Below are 19,958 nucleotides of genomic sequence, written 5' to 3'. Positions count from 1 at the left end.
GCGATATATGAACATAAATGATGATTTGTCAAACAGGCTGGAAAAATGCTACTCTGGTGCAGTTTACGATGTATTAAGAGCCATAGGCTACCCTAACCAAACCTTACCAAATACGATTCGTCCGTTGGATGTAGATAAAAAACTGGCAGGTCCCATATATACCGTAAGTGGACAATATGATGCGACTTTCGATCCGCATGAAACACTATTGAATTGGACCGGGTTACTATCTAAAGCACCTACAGGTAGCGTGGTAATTTGTCAGCCTAATGACGATACATTATCGCACATGGGGGAGTTGTCATCCGAAACGCTGCAACTTAGGGGTGTGCGCGGTTATATTGTAGATGGTGGCTGTAGGGATTCCGCATTCATAAAAAACATAGGATTTAAGGTGTTCTGCAAATATTATACCCCTGTTGATGTGGTAGGCAGATGGAAAGCCTATGGTTATGGTGAGCCTATTAAAATAGGAGAAGTGCAAATACAAACAGGGGACTATGTAATGGCAGATCGGGATGGTGTAGTAGTGATACCACAAGACATAGTGGAAGAAGTTGTACTTAAAACCGAGGAAGTCCTAAGAACAGAAAGTTTGGTTAGAAAAGCAATTATGGAAGGTGTAGACCCACAAGAAGCCTATTTGAAATATGGGAAATTCTAATCAGTTTATAAAGCTTTCCAATAACGACAATGTATTGGTACTTACAGTAGATTTAGACGTAGACGATGTTTTTACTTTTGCTGGAACGGATTATAAAGTTGAAGGAGCAATTGCCTTAGGGCATAAAATAGCTGCAAAGGACATTAATGAAGGTGAAAAAATAATAAAGTTCAACATGTCTATTGGAAGTGCGACCCAAGATATTAAGATGGGAGAACATGTGCACCTTCATAATATGAAAAGTGATTTTATCGATACGCATACCAGGGAAAGTTGATGATAATAACAGTAAAGAAATGGAATTAAAAGGATACCAACGGAAGGATGGGAGAAAGGGCATACGAAACGTTATATTGGTAGCGTATTTGGTAGAGTGCGCGCACCATGTAGCATCAGAAATAGCAAGACCTTTTAGGGATGATCATGTTCAGGTGATTGGATTTGGTGGATGTTACCCAAATGCCTATGCCGCAAAAGTAATGAAACAACTCTGTACGCACCCAAATGTGGGCGGTGTGTTATTGGTGTCCTTAGGCTGTGAAAGTTTTAATAGAAATAAACTTTCTGAGGCAATTGATGAATCTGGAAGACCCGTTGAAACATTAGTTATTCAAAATAATGGAGGTACCTCTAAAACCATTGCAAAAGGACAGGAATGGATTAAGGAAACGGTTATATCCTTAAAAGAAACAAAACAGGTAAACCTATCGGTTGAAGACTTAATAATAGGAACAATTTGTGGAGGATCGGATGCAACCAGTGGTATTGCCGCTAATCCATCGGTAGGCTTAACTTTTGATAAGTTGGTAAAAAATAACAGTACGGTTATTTTTGAGGAAACAGGTGAAATGATTGGCTGTTTTGAAGATATTGTAAAGCGTGCCGAAACCCCTTTATTGGCAAAAGAATTACAAAAAGCACTGGATAAAGCTGCAAGGTATTATACCATTATGGGCTATGGCAGTTTTGCTCCTGGAAATGCCGATGGCGGGCTCACTACCATTGAAGAAAAGTCGTTGGGTGCCTATGCCAAATGTGGAAGTGCTTTAATTTCTGGATTGATAAAACCTGGTGACTTGCCAAATAAGCCTGGGCTTTTTTTGATGGATATTGTTCCTGATGGTGAACCTAGATTTGGTTTTCCGAACATAAATGATAATTCAGAAATTACCGAACTCATTGCTTCGGGGTGTCATATCATTCTATTTACAACTGGGCGAGGCTCTGTTGTAGGGTCTGCTATTTCTCCAGTAGTAAAAATATGCGGTAACCCAGACACCTATGAGCGCATGTCTGATGATATGGATATTAATGCAGGGAAAGTTATTTCTTCTAATGCTACGTTAGAGGAAGTTGCTCAGGAAATTTACAGCAAAGTTTTACAAACTGCTTCAGGCATACCAACTGCTTCTGAACGATTGGGTCATCAAGAATCAGTAATCACCTATAAAACATTTGAACCCATTGGACCTAATTGCCTAGTAGGCTAAATATAACCTTATAATATGCATACAACCAGAAAATTTTCTAGACTCCCTTTCATTTTAATCACGAGCTTATTCTTGGTATGGGGCTTGTTCAATAACATGACCGATACACTTTTGGCTGCATTTAAGCGGATTATGAGTATGACCGATTTTCAAACCTCTTGGATACAAACGGCATTCTACGGGTCTTACTTTTGTTTGGCCATCCCAGCAGCGTTATATATAAAAAGATTTACTTATAAGTCTGGTGTTTTATTGGGTTTAGGGTTGTTTATTGGAGGGGCCATGTTGTTTTATCCAGCAAGTATAAGCATGCAATATGCCCATTTTCTGATAGCATTGTTTGTTTTGGCAGGCGGATTGGCTATTTTAGAAACTACTGCCAATCCGTATATTATTGCCATGGGACCGGAAGAAACAGCTACAAGGCGTTTAAATTTGGCCCAATCCTTTAATCCTATTGGGTCTATATTAGGAATAATTATAGGGAAACTATTTATTCTGTCTCACTTGAATATGGCTACTGCAGCTGAACGTGAGCAAATGAACAAGGTTGATTTGGAGGCCATACAACTTGAAGAATTAAATGCGGTTATGGGACCTTACGTTATTGTAGCATTGCTTTTAGTTACTTTATGGGTAATTATTTACTTTGTAAAGATGCCAGTTGCATCAGATGACGCTCAGGATTTTAATGTACTTCCTAAAGTAAAAAGATTATTAAAAAATAAAAATTACCTGATGGGTATTGTTGCTCAATTTTTTTATTGCGGAGCACAAATTGGAGTATGGTCTTTTACCATTAGGTATGTTATGCAAGAGTTTAATTTAAACGAGCAAGACGCTTCTAACTATTATTTAGCGTCCATTGTATTATTTATGTTTTCAAGATTTATATGCACTTGGCTGATGCAATTTATACAACCAAAAAAATTGTTGGTGATACTAGCTTTTGTGGCGATGATAGCCACAGCAAGTGTTATTTTTATAAAGGGCACTATAGGTGTATATTCATTGGTCTTAATTTCTGCATGTATGTCGTTAATGTATCCAACCATTTTTGGTTTAGCTATCAATGGTCTGAAGGATGATACCAAAATAGCAAGTTCTGGTTTGGTTATGGCCATAGTAGGAGGAGCTGTTCTAACACCTCTTCAGGGATTGGTTTCGGATGGGTTGCAAAGCATTAGTTATTCTTATTTTGTTCCATTAATATCTTTCTCCTTTATTCTATTTTACGGATTAATTCTTTTAAGGAAAAATGTAAACTAAAATATTAGTAAAAACAATGAAAATAAAAGGATTAGTTACAATAGGGCTAATAATACTACTTAGTTGCAAAACAGAAATAGTTGAACCTCCAGTACCTTTTGGACCACTACCAACTGAAAGCCAATTGCATGGCACGATATTGAGTTTTATGCATTTATACATTTAACCATTAATACTTTCACAGATAAGGAATGGGGCTTTGGGGATGAATCTCCCGAATTATTTAATCCTACGGCGTTCGATGCAGAGCAAATAGTGCTTTCGAGTAAAAATGCAGGTATGAAAGGGTTGATTTTAACAGCAAAGCATCATGATGGATTTTGCCTGTGGCCTACCAAAACAACTGAACATAATATTACAAAGTCACCATACAAGGATGGGAAAGGAGATATTGTTAAGGAAATTGTTGATGCGTGTAGAAAACATGGGCTAAAAGTAGGAATGTATTTATCACCCTGGGATAGGAATACAGCAACCTATGGAACTCAAGAGTATATAAAAATATTTAGAGCGCAATTAACAGAATTACTAACAAACTACGGTGATGTTTTTGAAGTGTGGTTTGATGGGGCTAATGGAGGTTCTGGATATTATGGAGGAGCTAACGAGGAACGTAAAATAGATAGATTATCGTATTACGATTGGGAGAACACCTTTAAACTCGTTCATGAATTGCAGCCTAACGCAGTTATCTTTTCTGATTTAGGACCAGGGGTAAGATGGGTTGGTACCGAAGCTGGATATTCAGGAGATCCATGCTGGCATCGCTATACACCCCATGGAAGAAATGGAAATAAACCTGGAATAGGGGAAACCATGTATTTAGAAGCATTGAATGGACATAGGGAGGGTGACTTTTGGATACCTGCTGAGACTAATACTTCAATTCGCCCAGGATGGTTTTACCATAAACATGAAGATGATAAGGTGAAATCTCCAGAACGATTGGTGAAATTATATTATGAAAGTATAGGCCATGGTACTAATTTAATATTGAATTTACCACCAGATAGAAGAGGCTTGATACATGAAAATGACATAGTTTCATTGACTAAGTTTAAAGAAATAATTGATGCTACTTTTTCAAAGGATTTAGCTCAAGGAGCTTCTATTCAAGCAAGTAATGTTCGTGGAAATTCATCGCGATATAGTACAGATAATCTGTTGGATAAAAATCAACAAACATATTGGACTACAGATGATGATATTACGGTATCGAATCTCATAGTAGAATTTCCTAAGGAAACAGAATTCAACGTGATTAATTTACGCGAATACATTCCATTAGGTCAGCGTATTTGGGGGTGGGCTATAGATAAATGGGAGGATAATTCTTGGAAAGAATTTGCTAAAGGAGAATCTATTGGTAACAGAAGGCTATGGAAAGGTGGGCTGCAAATCACCAATAAAATAAGGATTAGAATTACTGAAGCTCCTGTTTGCCCAACATTAACAGAAATATCGGTGCATTTAGAACCCGTACAATTAGCGCCTCCAATAATACATAGAACAGCTTCTGGAAATATTAAAATAACAAGTAACGGACTCATTAGATTTACATTGGATGGTAGTGACCCAACTGAACAATCGGCTATTTATGAGAATGAAATACCTTTTGAAAAAGGTGGGACTATAAAATCTAAGGTTTTTTATAAAGGGGAAAGTAGCGAAATAGCGACTTCAACCTTTACTCATAGTAAAAACTTATGGAAAATTATGGAGGCTAGTTCTTCAGAAAAAAATAGAGAAGCCACTAAACTTATTGATGATAATAAACAAACGTTTTGGCAATCCCTTGAACAAGATAAAAATAAGGATATAGTAATTGACTTTGGAAAGATTTTAAATTTAAAAGGTTTTAGTGTTTTACCGCGCCAAACCGAAATGAAGAATGGTATCATAACACATTATGAGTTTTATACGAGTTTAGATGGTGAAAAATGGAAATTGGCAAAAGCTGGAGAGTTCTCAAATATAATAAACAACCCTATAGAACAAGTTGTGAGTCTAGATACTATTATAAAAGCGAAGTTTATTAAGTTTAAAGCTGTTAAGGTCTTTGATGCTAATTATGCAATATTAGCTGAGTTAGGGGTAATGGTTGATTAATTTTTTCCACTGTTTTGAGTAGATATTCTATGGTGTATATGTATGCCTTTTTCAACAAAGGTTTGTAAATTATTCCTGCCATTTATTGTATAGTCTTTAATGGGCTAATATTGTAAGCTTTTTCAAAAGACATATTTTCAATCATGCTGCCATGAATTTACATTTCCAAACTTTTGTTCATTAGTCTGTAGTTATAGGTTCCCAAAACCTTTATACATTGTAAATTCTAAGACTTAAAAATCAATAATTGGTAATTTGTTTCGCTTAAAGCGTTAGATAGTAATTGTTAGAAACATTTTAGCTGTATTTGATATTGCAACATTTTTTATATTTTAAACATAAATTTATTGTAACTTGTGTTACCAAATAACTAAACCGGTTTAGGTAATTATTTTGAAAACAATTTTTTTAAAAGATATTGCAAAACACTTAGGGCTGTCGAAAACAACCGTTTCCCTTGTCTTGAACAATAAGGGAGATGAGGCAAAGATCAGTACAATTACCCAAAAAAAGATTTTTGAATACGCTAAAAGAAACAATTATAGTCCGAACCATTTAGCTCGAGGTTTAAGTAGGGGTAAAACAGAGACGCTCGGTTTAATTGTTCCTAATATTGCTGATTCACATTATGCAGTTATTGCGCAGCAAATAGAAGAGAGAACAAAGGAAATGGGCTATACAGTGGTGTTTAGTAGTTCGAACGAAAATCCTAAAGATGAAGGTAAGCTTATACGCACTATGTTAAATAGGCAAGTTGATGGCCTAATTATAGCATCGACCCAACAAAATCATAATGACATTGAACTGTTAAAAAAAAATAATTTTCCCTTCGTTTTAATAGACCGGCATTATCCTGAAATTGATACATATAGTATTATTTCTGATAATTTTGGGGGAGTAAAAAAGGCAACTAGACATTTGATTGAATTGGGAAGACATAAAATTGGCTTCGTTACACTGGACTCTAAATTAGAAGTCCTGAGACTTAGAAAGAAGGGATATCAGGACACCTTAAAACAAAATAATATGGAGTTTAGTATGGTTAAGGAATTGGATCAAATTAGATACAATCAAGAAATGGAGGGAGCTATTCATGATTTGATAAATGGCACAAACAAAGTAGATGCCCTTATTTTTTCAACACATTATCTTACTGCTTTGGGACTAAGAGAGTTAAAAAAGAAAAAAATCAATATTCCTAAAGATATAGCTGTTGTAAGTTTTGATGAAATGAGTGCTTTTGATTTACTAGACCCTCCAATTACGTCAATAATCCAACCGGTTAAGCAAATGGCGAAACAAGCTGCTGAGGTTTTGATAAATAGTATTGAAAACAAATTGATCATGGAACAAAAAGTAAATGTTCTGGAAACAGAAATGATTATAAGAAAATCTTGTGGATCGAATTAATTATTTTAATTAGTGTTAAACTGTATTTTGGAAACTATAAATATAAAAATGGATAAACTATGTCAATATTAAGATTACGATTTTATTTTAAATCAATAGGGTTTTTGATGCTACAACTTGTTTGTGCTTTGTCTAGTGCAATTGAAAAAACACCTAGCATTTTGGATGTCCCGGTAAAAATAGAACTATTCCATGGTGGCGGGGGTCATAATCACATACAAGAAATCAACGAAAGATTTAAACTCTATGCTACCACTAAAAATGATATAGAAGGTTACAAAGAAAAGGTTTATGGTAGGGATTATACCTATCAGTCGATTCGGGAAGATGTGACCAAAGCTTTAATATCGAGAGCTTCAGATGGGAAGTTATTCTTTGAAATAATGACAAATAAAATACCGGAAGATTACCATAGTGATACAGTCTCATATCTCTTTTACTCTAACATCGATTTGAACATTAGAGAGCCTTTCGACCTATTTATAAACGATGAGTTAGCTGTAACATTTATTGCCAATGAAGACGGTACCCTTAAGATATTAAGCAATCCCTTAAATGTAGGACCAGAATATATTTTAATGAAGAGAGATGCAAATAACGATGGGGTTGGTGCATTTAGATTGACTGTGCCAACAACATTGGTAGGTAGGGGAAAGGAAACACGGATTAAAATTAATGGTCACAGAAAGGGAAGTCGGTCCTGGTTTATGATTTTTAAAGTGAAAGATGTGGTTGAACAACTAAAAATATCTGCTCTAAATGAAGTGGCTTTTAGTATTAAAGAAAATAATGGTGTTTTCCATATTGACGCACCAGCACATTTTGTAGATAAATTGGTCTCTGTGGATTGTGATGGTAGAGAAAGTGACAAAATAGCATTCAAGGAACAAGGTGGTCTGGCAAAAGCTACCATAAATATTAAAGGGCCTAAAGAAAACTTTAAGTTGTTCTATGGTAATGAGAGTTTTACAATAGCATTAAAGGGTAAAAAGGAACCATTTGTATTATCGGATGTTGTGGGCAAATATTTTTACCACTATAACATTCAAAATACCGAAAATTTCAATCTCAGTATAGTCAAGCTTTATAAGCCATCAATGTTCGCGTCCTATTCCAATTTTTTTGATCAAAAGTATGAGAATGGGACTGTATCCCTAATGAACTCCAGTCATCAGGACATAGCTTGGATGGATAGACCTGAAGTCTGTATTATCCTTAGGGACACCCTATTGCTAACACCTGTTATAAGGGATGCTTTTGTTAGAGGTGATTATGGGTTTGATATAGAAGATGGCTTAATGCTTAGAGAGTACATTTCAAGGCATCCAGATTCAAAAGATAAGATAACGGCCTTGTTAAATAAAAAGCTTTTATCGGTAGGTGCATCCTATAATTGTCCCTATGAGGATATGTACGATGCAGAAGACTTAGTGCGTCAATTTTATTTGGGTAAACGTTGGGTAAAAAAGACTTTTGGGGGTTATGATTCAAAGGTATATTGGAATGTTGATGTGCCTGGTAAAACGTTACAATTCCCACAAATATTAAAGAAAGCTGGTGTCGATTATATGGTTATTAGCCGACATGCCAAAGGGCTGTTTAATTGGGAGAGCCCCGATGGGAGTTCAGTATTCACGTATTCTCCAGGGCATTATGGCGATGATTACGTACAACTCTCAAAAGATCTGAGCAATAAGATTAAATATGGCGCAGAGCAAGTGGCCTATTGGAGCCAATATTACCTGAAAACCAAAACCATTACCCCATTATTGTCCAGTTACGACATGATTCCGGCCATAGATTATACCGATTTTATTGACGCATGGAATAGCACCGAAAGCATAAAAGACGAAAATAGAAAAGAAAAGTCGGTTTATTTTCCGAAAATGGATTTAATGACCTCCGATGAATTCATGCCCTTATCCAAAGCAAATGCAACGGATATCAACACCATTAAAGGAGAACGTCCCAATGTGTGGGTCTACATTCATGGCCCTGCACACCACGAAGCCATTTCTGCGAGCAGGAAAGCCTCCAAAATTCTACCGGCCGCGGAAAAGTTTCTAGCTATAGCCAATACCATGGATCCCCAAAAAGTACCCTACCCATTTAAGACACTCGATGAGGCATGGCAAGCTAAAATATATCCAGATCATGGTTGGGGCGGACATGATGGCGATATAACCGATAACTTATTTAAGGCACAATTGGTAAAATCTGAGGAACTGGGCACACAACTATTAAATACAGGGATCGATTTTATTGCAGGGCGCATAAAGACCAAAGAAAAGTTAGGGATGCCCATAGTATTGTTCAATAGCCTGTCATGGCAGCGTACCGATCCCGTAAAGGTGAATTTGAACTTTCAGAAAGGAAAAGCCAAAGGGCTGAATATCATGACGGCTAATAAGGAAATCGTCCCCTCTCAGTTATCCAATATCGAGTATTATGATGACAAAAGCCTTAAAAGTGCCGATGTCACTTTTATAGCTAAAGATATCCCATCCATAGGCTATAAAACCTATTATGTGGAACCGTTGCAACAACCGCTGAAAGCAAAACAGAACCAAGATTTTAAATCGGTATACGAAAACAATACCTATAAAATTACCTTTGGATCTGGAGGCATTTCCCAAATTTATGATAAAGAGTTAAACCGAAACCTTTTAAGAACAGATGGATTAAAGGGCGGTGAGGTATTTACGTTGTATTCCAACGGAAATGGAGCAGGTGAATTTGGAGATATCCAGCAACCTTTTATGCAGGATTTTGATAAAGTAAGTGCCCACAACCCACAATGGGGCATTATTGAAGATGGAGATGTGTATACTACATACAAGCTGGAACAACCTATTTTGTATGCTAAGGTGCAACAAGAAGTAACCGTTTACCATACCTTAAAAAGAATACGTTTTAAAACCAAGTTGTTAAACTGGGAAGGCGTACTGTATAGAGAGTTTAGAACAGCCTTTCCCGTAGCAATTGATAAGGCCCAGGTGGCCCATGAAGTTCCTTTTGGGACTGTTAAAGTAGGAAAAGATGAAATCCATACGGCGGGCGATCGTTATACAGCGCTCTGTAAAGATGTGCATCCAAGAGCCATAATGGATTGGTTCTCGGCTTCGGATGATGAAATGACCGTAACATTAAGTTCTTCTGTAGCAGCAATAGATTGGATAGACCCAACAACCGAAAACAACCCTGATATACTGCTACAACACGTTTTGCTGGCCAGTAGAACCTCTTGCCACTGGGAAGGAAATGAATATTCACAAGAAGGAAACCATACCTTCCAGAACATATTAACCTCCAACAAAGCAGGAGAAAATACCGGAGAGCGCATTGCCAAACAATATAACGACCCCATACGTATTGTAATCAATCCAGATAAATCGGTTCATGCCACACTCCCAGAACACCTAAGTTTCTTTAACATCGATGCGGATAATGTTATTGTCACAACCATTAAAAAAGCAGAAGATATAGACGAACTTGTCATTAGAATGTACGATGCGCAAGGAGAAGAAACATCAGTAGGATTAAAATCGTTTTTTAATATTGGAAACTATAAACATACTAATATTATTGAAGAACATCCCGTACCGGTATCTGGGTTTGAAGTTCCAAAATATGGTATTGAAACGTTTAGTTTTGAAGCTAAAAATCAATAAATCAACAAAATATGAAGATAAAAATCTTTTTTTACACGTTTGTAGCCGCATTGGGCGGATTGTTATTTGGGTATGATACTGCAGTAATTAATGGTGCATTACCATTTTTCACCGAATACTTTCAATTAACCCCCTCTATGCAAGGATGGGCAGTCAGTTCGGCATTAATAGGCTGTATTTTAGGAGCCTTTTTTATTGGGAAACTGGGGGATCAGTTTGGAAGGCGAAATATGCTTCGTATCATGGCCCTGTTCTTTTTGGTTTCTGCATTGGGTTCTGGATTGGCCAATAATCTAAACGCCTTTGTAATTTATAGATTGCTTGGGGGCATTGCCATTGGAGGTGCCTCTGTGCTGTCTCCTATGTATATTACCGAAATAGCACCGCCAAAATATAGGGGAAGATTGACTATAACCTTTCAATTATCGATAGTCCTAGGTATTTTGGTTGCTTTTTTTGCAGATTATTTACTGTTGGATATAGGTAAGAACAACTGGCGATGGATGTTTGCCTCAGAAAGTATTCCAGCATTACTTTTTTTAATTCTGCTGTTCTTTGTATCAAGAAGCCCACGCTGGTTAATTGCAAAGGAGAGACATGATGAAGCCTTACTTGTATTGAAAAGTGTGGGCAATGAAGGGGATGTACAAATAACCTATAATGAAATAAAGGAGTCTATTAAGGCAGATGCTATTGATGCAAGTAAAACCCTTTGGAGAAAACCTTACTTTAAGTTGGTCGTTATTGGAATTCTTGTAGGTATGTTTAATCAGTTTACGGGTATAAACATTGTTATGTATTATGCCACCGATATATTTAGGATGGCTGGTTTTTCAACAGAGTCTGCTATTGGTCAGACCGTATTAATAGGCCTAACCAATTTGATTTTTACCCTTATTGCCATGCAGCTCATTGACAGGATAGGAAGAAAAAGACTTTTACTTATAGGTTCCATAGGGATGACCTTGTTCTTGGGAATTTTTACTTTTTTCTTTTTAAAAGCTGAAATGAGTGTTGTTCTGGTGGTATGCCTCATAGGATTTGTGGCCTTTTTTGCAGCTTCACAAGGTGCCGTTATATGGGTTTTGTTTTCCGAAATGTTTCCCAATAACATTAGATCTAGGGGCGTGGCGATAGGAACTTTTTCGCATTGGTTTTTTAATGGGTTAACCTCGTTTTTATTCCCAATAATTGTAGGTGCGTTTTCTGGTAGTACTGGAGCTGGGTATATTTTTGCATTTTACACCGTTGCTACTTTAATAAGTTATTTCTTTTATAAAAAGTATCTTATAGAAACCAAGGGAAAGTCCTTAGAGCAAATTGAAAAAGAATTATTTAAGACAGATATAGAATAAAATGGGTTTGGAATCGTATAACATTTGTGAAAAAGGATTTACCCCATTTCTGGTTGATGATGGGTGGCAAGTAGCACAGCTCAATTATATAGCTACCCAGCATATTGATAAAATTGATAAAGTAGAAGTGCATCAACAAACCGATGAAGTATTTATCTTGTTGGAAGGCAAAGCAACACTTATTGTATTAAATAAAGATGATAAATTAAGTTTTTCAGCTCATATAATGCTTCCTCAAGTAACTTATAACATACCAAAAGGGTTATGGCATAATATTGCCATGGAAAAAGGAAGTAAGGTGTTGATTGTTGAAAAGTCAAATACCCATTTAAATGATGTTGAATATTTTTATTTGACTAAAAAACAGATATCCGATTTGAGATATGAAATAGATAAACTAAAGGAATTATAATGAGTGTTATAAATTTAAAAGGAAAAAAAGCCTTAATTACAGGAGGTTCACAAGGAATAGGAGCTGAAATCTGTAGAGAATTGGCCTCATGCGGAGCAGATATCTTTATAAACTACAACAACAATAAGGAGAAAGCCGAGCAATTGGCTTTACAAATTAAAGACCAATATCAGGTAAAAGTCTTTAGTGGTAAAGCAGACGTTGCAAATGCTAAAGAGGTCCAAGAGATGTTCCAATTTATGGACGAGCACCTGGGAAGTATAGATATTTTAATAAACAATGCTGGTACAGAGACCTGCCACCATATACTGGATTTAGATGAAGAAGAATGGGACAGGGTAAACGATGTCAATTTAAAAGGCGCTTTTCTGTGTGCACAACAGGCCGGTAGGCGGATGGAGAAAAAAGGTGGAGGTGTTATTATTAATATTACCTCCATACACGACACTGTTCCCCGAAAAGGATTCACCCATTATTGTGTTGCCAAAAGCGGGTTAAAGATGTTTACCAAAAGCCTGGCTTTAGAACTGGCAGAGCAAAATATTAGAGTATTATCTGTTGCTCCTGGGGCCATTGAAACCGAGATGAACCGTAAGGAAATTGCCAATTTTGGTGTAGAGAAATTTAATAATTGGATTCCACAGGGAAGAATTGGAACCGTTAAGGATGTTTCGCCAACAGTAGCCTTTTTGTGTTCAGACCTAGCAAGTTATATAACTGGCACCGAAATATATATAGACGGTGGCTATATGCAATCCACCATTCAGTATGACCCAAGACTAACCCGAAAAACAGAATAAAATGCATACGCAAATGGATTTAATAGTGTTCTACATAGGCAGCTATACAAAAACAATTTCACCGGAAATCGTAGGTAAGGGTGAGGGTATTTATACTGTTGAATTGAACAATGAAACAGGAGAGCTTAAACTGTTGCATGTAGAATCTACGGTCAACCCCAGTTATTTAGTTGTGGACAAACATAACAAGTTTTTGTATTGTAATACCGAAGTCATATCAAAAGAAGCTCCCAAAGTAAAAGCCTATAGGATTAAGAACGATTTTTCATTGGAATTGTGTAATGAGTTGCCAATAAAAGGTGGATTTCCCTGCCATATAGAAAAAATAGAAAACCATATTTTAGTATCCTGTTACGAAACCGGTAACCTACTTCAATTTACGTTGGATAAAAGGGGTTGCCTCTCAGATTGTGTGACAAATCATAAGCATTCGGGATCCAGTGTCAATAAAGAACGTCAAGAAGGACCACATGTGCACCAAGTTGCCATTCGGCCCAAAACACAAGAAATTTATGCCTGTGATTTGGGAACAGATATCATCAACGGTTATGTTTTTGAGAATGACTACTTAAAGCCCAAAACCGAGCTTGATATAGCAGTTAAAAAAGGAGGTGGACCAAGACATATGGTCTTTAGCAAAAATGGGGAATTCGCTTATGCGGTCAACGAACTAACAGGAGAAGTTTCCATCCTAAAAGCATGCGATGGTGTACTCCAACAGGTGGGCACGATGAATTCACTTCCAGACCATTACCAAGACATCCCAAGTGCATCGGCCATAAGAATGCACCACAATAACAAGTACCTGTATGTAGCTAACAGAAAGTGGGATGCCATTACCATTTTTAAAGTTGAAGGGGAACAATTACAACTCATAGACCATACAGTTACTGGAGGAAAGGAACTTAGGGAATTTAACATAACCCCCAACGGGAAATGGCTTATTGCATGCCATCAAGACTCACATGATACCATAGTTTACTTAATAGAAAAAGATGGTACGCTTACCCAAAAATTTGCAACCAAAGCCATGAAAACACCAGTATGCGTAGCATTTTTAAATTAATGAAATTTTAAAGAAAAACACGAATGAAATTAGGTTTTGGACTATATCGCCATATGCTCAACGACGCGCATTATAAATTCGCTAAGCAATGTGGTGCAACCCACTTGGTAATCCACTTGGTAGACTATTTTGGCCACGAAAAAAACAACAAAACCCAAGCCAATCAGCCCATAGGGGAAAGCGGTGGCTGGGGTAATGCAGGAGATGGTAAATTATGGTCTTTGGAAATGTTACTGAAATTAAAAAAAGAGATCAATGCACATGGTTTGGAATTGGAGGCCATTGAAAATTTTGATCCTTCCATATGGCACGATATTCTTTTGGATGGCCCGAAAAAGGAAAAGCAAATGGAACTGGTAAAAGAACAGATACGTATTGTGGGCAAAGCAGGGATACCTGTTTTTGGATATAACTTTTCTCTAGCGGGAGTTTCAAGTAGAACCATTGGCCCATATGCTAGAGGGAATGCCCAATCTGTAGGTATGGAAGGTGAGCCAGATAAAACGCCAATACCAAATGGCATGGTATGGAACATGGTTTATGATAGACATGCTCCAAAGGGAACACTGCCCAGTATTGATCATGATGAGCTATGGAAGCGCTTGCAATACTTTTTAGACCAAATCATTCCCGTTGCTGAAGCAGCAGGAGTGGTCATGGCCGCACATCCCGATGATCCACCAATGCCTTATATAAGAAACACGCCCAGATTGGTATATCAGCCAGACATGTATCAAAAATTAATCGACATGAAACCCAGTACCAGCAATCAATTGGAGTTTTGCCTGGGCTCCATAGCAGAAATGACCGAAGGTGACGTGCACGAGGCTACGGGGTTCTACAGCAAACAAGATAAGATAGCCTACGTCCACTTTAGAAATGTTATTGGTAAAGTGCCGCATTACAAAGAAGTGTTTGTAGATGAGGGCGATATCGATATGTTAAGAATCCTTAGGATATTAAAGAAGAACAATTTTTCAGGGGTGTTGATACCCGACCATACACCACAAATGACTTGCGAAGGGCCTTGGTATGCAGGTATGGCCTATGCTATGGGCTATATGAAAGCGGCTTTAAACAGTGTTAATAGTGAGTAAATAAGCCATAACAATAAGTTGATACCAACAGAAATGATTATTTTTAGATTATATCTCATCAAAAAACTATAATATTTAAATATTAAGGAATATTTAAAAGTTAGTTTATACCTGAATATTGAGTTGGCGATATACCGGTATAACGTTTAAAAACTGTGGCGAAGTATGAAGACGAACTAAAGGCTAAATTATAGGCCACATCCTGAATACTATTCGACGTATCCATTAAAAGCTCCTTAGCTTTTTCAATTTTTTGCCTTAAAATATAATCAGAAGGAGAATATCCCATGTCCTTTTTAAACTTGTATTTAAAATGCGATAACGACAGGTTGCACAATTGGGCCAACTGTTCCAAGGGAAGTGTCTCTCTAAGATTGTTGTTAATATAAGTACAAATATCGGCTATTTCCCTACTTATAATTTGATTGGAATGTTTGTTCCCAAACTCTAAGACGTTCAATAGAAAATGTAGCAGTAAATTTGATATTTTAATTTTGTCCAAGCCACTAATTGGATGCTCACAAATTTTGTAAATAGCATTAAGATCATGCTTTAACCGGTCAGAACCTTTAAATTTCCTGTTCGATTTTAAGCTTAAAAAATTTTCTACAAATAATTTAGTATCCTTTTTCGATAAATTTAAAAGCCTCTGGTTTTTATGGGGAACTTCAATAATCAACCAAAACAAACGGCCGCGTTCCTCAGGAAAACTTTTGGTGCCATGTTCTTCCCCGGGAAAGGTGAGTAAAAGGTCCCCACCATTGATTCTATAATCCTCTCCCTGAATATGATAATATTGTGAGCCTTTCTCCAAAAAGCATATTTCAATCATATTGTCATGGGTGTGCATTTCTAGGCTTTTGTTCATTTGCCTGTAATTATAAGTTCCCAAAACTTTTATACATTCAAACCCTAAGGCTTCAAAATCAATAATTTGACGTTCATCGGTCGAGGTCTTATCAAGTTCCTGCATATTTGAAATAGTATTATCGTACTAAAATTAATAATATTTTTTCAATTTTTGGTTTTCTTTGGTATTCTATAACTTAAGATAAAGAAATTAGGTTTAAAGAGTTTATTTAATTTAATATACTTATGAATACAGTAATAAAATGGGAAAACGACCAAGAGCTTTTCAAAATTGCAAAAGAAGAGTTGTTCGTTGCCCTAGTGGGTGATGTATTGGATAAGATGGGGTATTTACATCAATTTCTCTCACCAAACATAAAGCCTTTAAGAAAGGATATGGTTACCATAGGAAGAGCAATGACCGTGCTGGAAGCCGATACTTTTGAAGAGTCTTCAAGACAAACAAATAATCCTTTGATGAAGAAACCCTTTGGGATTATGTTTGAAGCACTTGACAGTTTAAAAGAAAATGAAGTCTATATATGTGCAGGAGCTTCACCACGATATGCCTTATGGGGAGGTTTAATGAGTACAAGAGCTTTAAAACTAAAAGCCGCAGGAGCTGTAGTTGATGGTTATTCAAGAGATACCAATGAAATAGAAAAACTAAATTTTCCGACATTCTCATTGGGAACCTATGCCCAAGACCAAGGACCAAGAGGAAAGGTTATCGATTACAGGGTGCCTATTGAATTTAACGGTGTTCGTATAAACCCTGGTGATATTGTTTATGGCGATAGGGATGGTGTGTTAATTATTCCTCAAGAAATAGAAAAAGAAGCATTTACTGGAGCCATTGAAAAAGCGAGAGGTGAGAAATTAGTACAAAAAGCTTTGGAGGAAGGGATGAGTACTGTGGATGCCTTTGAAAAATTTGGAATTATGTAATTATTTAACAATGGATCTATTTAATAAAAATATTTTAGTTACCGGGGCCGCTGGTTTTGGAGTGGGTAATGGGGTTGCAATTGCATTATCAAAAATGGGTGCCCGGGTTATTATAAATGCCAGAACGTTAGAAAAAGCGCAAGCTGTCGCTAATACCTTGCCCAATGCTATAGCAGTAGCTGCCGATATAACCAATGATGACCAAGTGGAAGCCATGTTTTCAACCATAGCCAAACAAGTAGGAGTAATACATGGTTTAGTAAATAATGCTGGTATTGGACTAAGTAAAGAAGCACATAAAGTAACCGATCAGGAGTTTGATAATCTATACAATATTGATGTACGAGCTGTATGGAAACTTTCAAAATTATTTGCGAATCAACTTATTGAAAACAATACAGCGGGTAGTATTATTAATATCTCGTCGGTACATGCTTCGGCAACCATTTCTAAGTACGCCGTTTATGCCAGTGCAAAAAGTGCAGTAGAAGGGTTAACCATGGGCATGGCAGTAGAACTTGGGAAACACAATATTAGGGTAAATGCAGTAGCACCTGGTTATGTGCATGCAGAACAGAATTTTGAGTTAATTAAAACTTTTGCTGATGATCCCGAACTTTGGGTGGAAAATCATACCAAAGACTATCAAAGTTTACCGTTTGAAATACAGGCTGAAGATTGTGGAAATGTGGTTGGCTTTTTAGCCTCAGATTTTAGCAGGGCCATTACCGGTCAGGTAATTTATGTTGATAATGGAACAACCTCTATGTTGTATAACAATTCATTTATTGAAAAATAAAAACAAATGACAATTAATAGAATTACTTGCTTTGAGGTTATAGTGCCTGCTCACCCCGGAGCTATTGAAAGTAAGGGTTTCAATAAAGGATTGCATAAATTGCCCTTGGGAGCCAAAGCAGGTTGGAGCGTTCAATTTGATGAGGTTTCCAAACTAATAGTACAACTTGAACTAAAAAATGGTATCATTGGATGGGGAGAGTTGTACAGAAGCCATAATTGGACAACTGTAGATGCTATATCCGAATTATTGCTTGGACAGGATATTGAAAAATTAACATTACAGAAATTACCTTTTGCCTTTTCTAGGGAATACGACGGTTTTGAGTGTGCCATTTGGGATGCTTATGCCAAACTGAAAGGCGTACGGGTAGTAGATTTGCTAGGAGGCCCTTTAAAGGATAAAGTTAAAGTGGGGGCGTGGTCCAGCCATCGCAGTCAAGAAGATATTGCTGATTTAGCTTTAAAGTTTCATAATATGGGTTATACCTGTATGAAGTTTAAAAGCGATTTAGAGGATGACGTTATAGGGTGGTGCAGAACAATTGCTGAAACCGTGCCAGAAATGCAGGTTATTTTAGATCCTAACGAGCGTTGGTTACATGCTTTTGAGGCTAAAAAACGCATTGACGGCTTACAGGAAATAGGTAATATTTTATGTCTCGAAGATCCACTTCCTCGTTGGCAATTAAATGAGTATCATCAATTAAGGAACTATTCATCTGTACCCATAGTACTTCATGTGTCATTACCCTACATCATACACGGACAAAGAATTAAAGATAGTATTCAGGCGATTCAACTAAGTGCAGTAGATGGGTTTAACTTTAATTGCGGATTGGCAGATTTCCAGAGACTGGACCATATAGCGTCGGCGGCAGAATTAAACTGTTGGCATGGTTCCGAAATAGACCTTGGCATTTTAGAAGCCATGTACATACATTCTGCAGCTGCTGCGGCATCCTGCAACTGGCCAAGCGATATTTTTGGCCGATTAATACGTGAACACGACTTGTTAAAGTCACCTTTAAAGATTGAGGCGCCCTATGCTCATTTACCACAAGGATTAGGCTTAGGTATAGAGGTAGATATGGACGCTGTTAAACATTACCAAACAAAACAAAAAGCATATACATTATGAACAACCCATTTACTGGTATAGATAAAAACAAAGAAGACATTTGGGACATGGTGGTCAAAAGAGACATCGAGGCTTTTGTAAACCAAGACTGGAAAATGGTAGAAGATGATTTTCATGAAGAAGGTTTTATGGGAATTGACGGGGGAAAATCCCAAAGTATTGACCAATGGAAATTAAGCTTTCCAAATTTAGAAAGTTATAAGATCTCATGGCTGCAACAGGCTAAGGAGTTCCATGAAACCTCATGGGGTGAAGATGTAACCGAAGCACTGCATAGAGTAACCATATTACAAGACATAGAAATTATAGGTGATGCCGCATTGTTGCACAAAAAGTTTGTAGGAGACATAAAAAAAGCGGATGGGAGTTATGTAGAAACCAATTGGCAGACATTATACAGGTGCAGAAAAATAAACGGCCAATGGAAAATGGTTGGATTTACAGGCTATTTGCCATTTTTCAGTGTCAATTCCAAAGCTAATCTACAAGCAGCAAAACAGATGCCAGCAAATGCAAGTCAGCATGTTACCGCAGGGCCTTATTCTCCGGTTTTAGAAGTGAATCCGAGTAAACTGGTTGTTATTTCCGGGCAAGCTGCCATAGATAAACAAGGAAATGTTATAGGGGATACCATAGAGGAACAAACGGTCTATATGATGGATAATTGCAGTATTCAGTTGGCCTCTGCCGGATGTACCCTTAACGATGTATTCAAAGTAAATGTGTTTATAAAAGATTTAGCCGATTGGCCAAGATTTAATGCTGTTTATAAAAATTATTTTAAAGATCCAAAACCTGTTCGTACAGCAGTACAAACAGGATTGTTGATGAATCTGGTGGTTGAAATCGAAATGTGGGCCGCTAAAAAATAAAAATAAG

17 protein-coding genes are annotated in these 19,958 nt (G+C 36.9%); 16 read left to right on the top strand and 1 reads right to left on the bottom strand.

Annotated elements, in window-relative coordinates:
• The first annotated feature begins 7 nt into the window (after positions 1–7).
• The 12 genes from K7G79_RS12415 to K7G79_RS12360 all read left to right on the top strand — a co-directional run bounded on the left by K7G79_RS12415 (position 8) and on the right by K7G79_RS12360 (position 15,343).
• Complete coding sequence (locus K7G79_RS12415) at positions 8–664, top strand: RraA family protein (protein ID WP_223551913.1); 657 nt, start codon at positions 8–10, stop codon at positions 662–664.
• On the top strand, positions 651–941 hold the full coding sequence (locus K7G79_RS12410; RefSeq protein ID WP_223551912.1) for a UxaA family hydrolase: 291 nt from the start codon (positions 651–653) through the stop codon (positions 939–941). Before K7G79_RS12415 ends, K7G79_RS12410 begins: the two co-directional genes overlap by 14 nt.
• Positions 907–2,154, top strand: coding sequence for a UxaA family hydrolase (locus K7G79_RS12405; RefSeq protein ID WP_223551910.1), 1,248 nt, complete (start codon positions 907–909; stop codon positions 2,152–2,154). The genes K7G79_RS12410 and K7G79_RS12405 overlap by 35 nt, the downstream gene beginning before the upstream one ends.
• 15 nt (positions 2,155–2,169) lie before the next feature.
• Positions 2,170–3,423 (top strand): L-fucose:H+ symporter permease, encoded by a 1,254-nt coding sequence (gene fucP, locus K7G79_RS12400; RefSeq protein ID WP_223551909.1) that lies wholly within the window; start codon positions 2,170–2,172, stop codon positions 3,421–3,423.
• A 123-nt stretch (positions 3,424–3,546) separates the two neighbouring features.
• A complete protein-coding gene (locus tag K7G79_RS12395; RefSeq protein WP_370634224.1) occupies positions 3,547–5,532 on the top strand; it encodes an alpha-L-fucosidase in 1,986 nt (661 codons plus the stop codon).
• A 393-nt stretch (positions 5,533–5,925) separates the two neighbouring features.
• A complete protein-coding gene (locus K7G79_RS12390) occupies positions 5,926–6,942 on the top strand; it encodes a LacI family DNA-binding transcriptional regulator (RefSeq protein WP_223551908.1) in 1,017 nt (338 codons plus the stop codon).
• A gap of 59 nt (positions 6,943–7,001) precedes the next feature.
• Positions 7,002–10,613: a glycoside hydrolase family 38 C-terminal domain-containing protein gene (locus K7G79_RS12385; protein ID WP_223551907.1), complete on the top strand. Its 3,612-nt coding sequence runs from the start codon at positions 7,002–7,004 to the stop codon at positions 10,611–10,613.
• An 11-nt stretch (positions 10,614–10,624) separates the two neighbouring features.
• Positions 10,625–11,968, top strand: a complete 1,344-nt coding sequence (locus tag K7G79_RS12380) for a sugar porter family MFS transporter (protein ID WP_223551906.1) — start codon at positions 10,625–10,627, stop codon at positions 11,966–11,968.
• A 1-nt stretch (position 11,969) separates the two neighbouring features.
• The gene (locus tag K7G79_RS12375) at positions 11,970–12,380 is read left to right on the top strand and encodes a hypothetical protein (RefSeq protein ID WP_223551905.1); all 411 of its coding nucleotides are present in this window, start codon (positions 11,970–11,972) and stop codon (positions 12,378–12,380) included.
• Positions 12,380–13,180 (top strand): SDR family NAD(P)-dependent oxidoreductase, encoded by an 801-nt coding sequence (locus K7G79_RS12370; RefSeq protein WP_223551904.1) that lies wholly within the window; start codon positions 12,380–12,382, stop codon positions 13,178–13,180. The genes K7G79_RS12375 and K7G79_RS12370 overlap by 1 nt, the downstream gene beginning before the upstream one ends.
• A 1-nt stretch (position 13,181) precedes the next feature.
• Positions 13,182–14,246, top strand: coding sequence for a lactonase family protein (locus K7G79_RS12365; RefSeq protein WP_223551903.1), 1,065 nt, complete (start codon positions 13,182–13,184; stop codon positions 14,244–14,246).
• A 23-nt stretch (positions 14,247–14,269) separates the two neighbouring features.
• Positions 14,270–15,343 carry a mannonate dehydratase gene (locus tag K7G79_RS12360; protein ID WP_223551901.1) on the top strand — a complete coding sequence of 358 codons (1,074 nt, stop codon included), beginning with the start codon at positions 14,270–14,272 and terminating at the stop codon, positions 15,341–15,343.
• Between the two features lie 100 nt (positions 15,344–15,443).
• Here K7G79_RS12360 and K7G79_RS12355 read toward each other — a convergent pair whose 3' ends face one another.
• The gene (locus K7G79_RS12355; RefSeq protein ID WP_223551900.1) at positions 15,444–16,316 is read right to left on the bottom strand and encodes an AraC family transcriptional regulator; all 873 of its coding nucleotides are present in this window, start codon (positions 16,314–16,316) and stop codon (positions 15,444–15,446) included.
• Between the two features lie 122 nt (positions 16,317–16,438).
• On the opposite strand from K7G79_RS12355, the gene K7G79_RS12350 reads away from it, so the two are divergent.
• From K7G79_RS12350 to K7G79_RS12335, 4 genes are read left to right on the top strand one after another with little or no spacing between them, the layout of a single operon-like run.
• Positions 16,439–17,140, top strand: coding sequence for an RraA family protein (locus K7G79_RS12350; protein ID WP_223551899.1), 702 nt, complete (start codon positions 16,439–16,441; stop codon positions 17,138–17,140).
• A 10-nt stretch (positions 17,141–17,150) separates the two neighbouring features.
• Positions 17,151–17,939 (top strand): SDR family NAD(P)-dependent oxidoreductase, encoded by a 789-nt coding sequence (locus K7G79_RS12345; RefSeq protein ID WP_223551898.1) that lies wholly within the window; start codon positions 17,151–17,153, stop codon positions 17,937–17,939.
• A gap of 6 nt (positions 17,940–17,945) precedes the next feature.
• Positions 17,946–19,079 carry a mandelate racemase/muconate lactonizing enzyme family protein gene (locus tag K7G79_RS12340; protein WP_223551897.1) on the top strand — a complete coding sequence of 378 codons (1,134 nt, stop codon included), beginning with the start codon at positions 17,946–17,948 and terminating at the stop codon, positions 19,077–19,079.
• Entirely contained in the window at positions 19,076–19,951 is an 876-nt protein-coding gene (locus K7G79_RS12335) for a Rid family hydrolase (protein ID WP_223551896.1), read from the top strand. Before K7G79_RS12340 ends, K7G79_RS12335 begins: the two co-directional genes overlap by 4 nt.
• Positions 19,952–19,958 lie beyond the last annotated feature (7 nt).

The organism is Aestuariivivens sp. NBU2969 (assembly GCF_019931125.1).
In the GTDB taxonomy this organism is placed as follows: Bacteria; Bacteroidota; Bacteroidia; order Flavobacteriales; family Flavobacteriaceae; genus Aestuariivivens; species Aestuariivivens marinum.
Note: the sequence above shows the minus strand (reverse complement) of the source record. Positions and strands in the feature narration are given on the sequence as shown.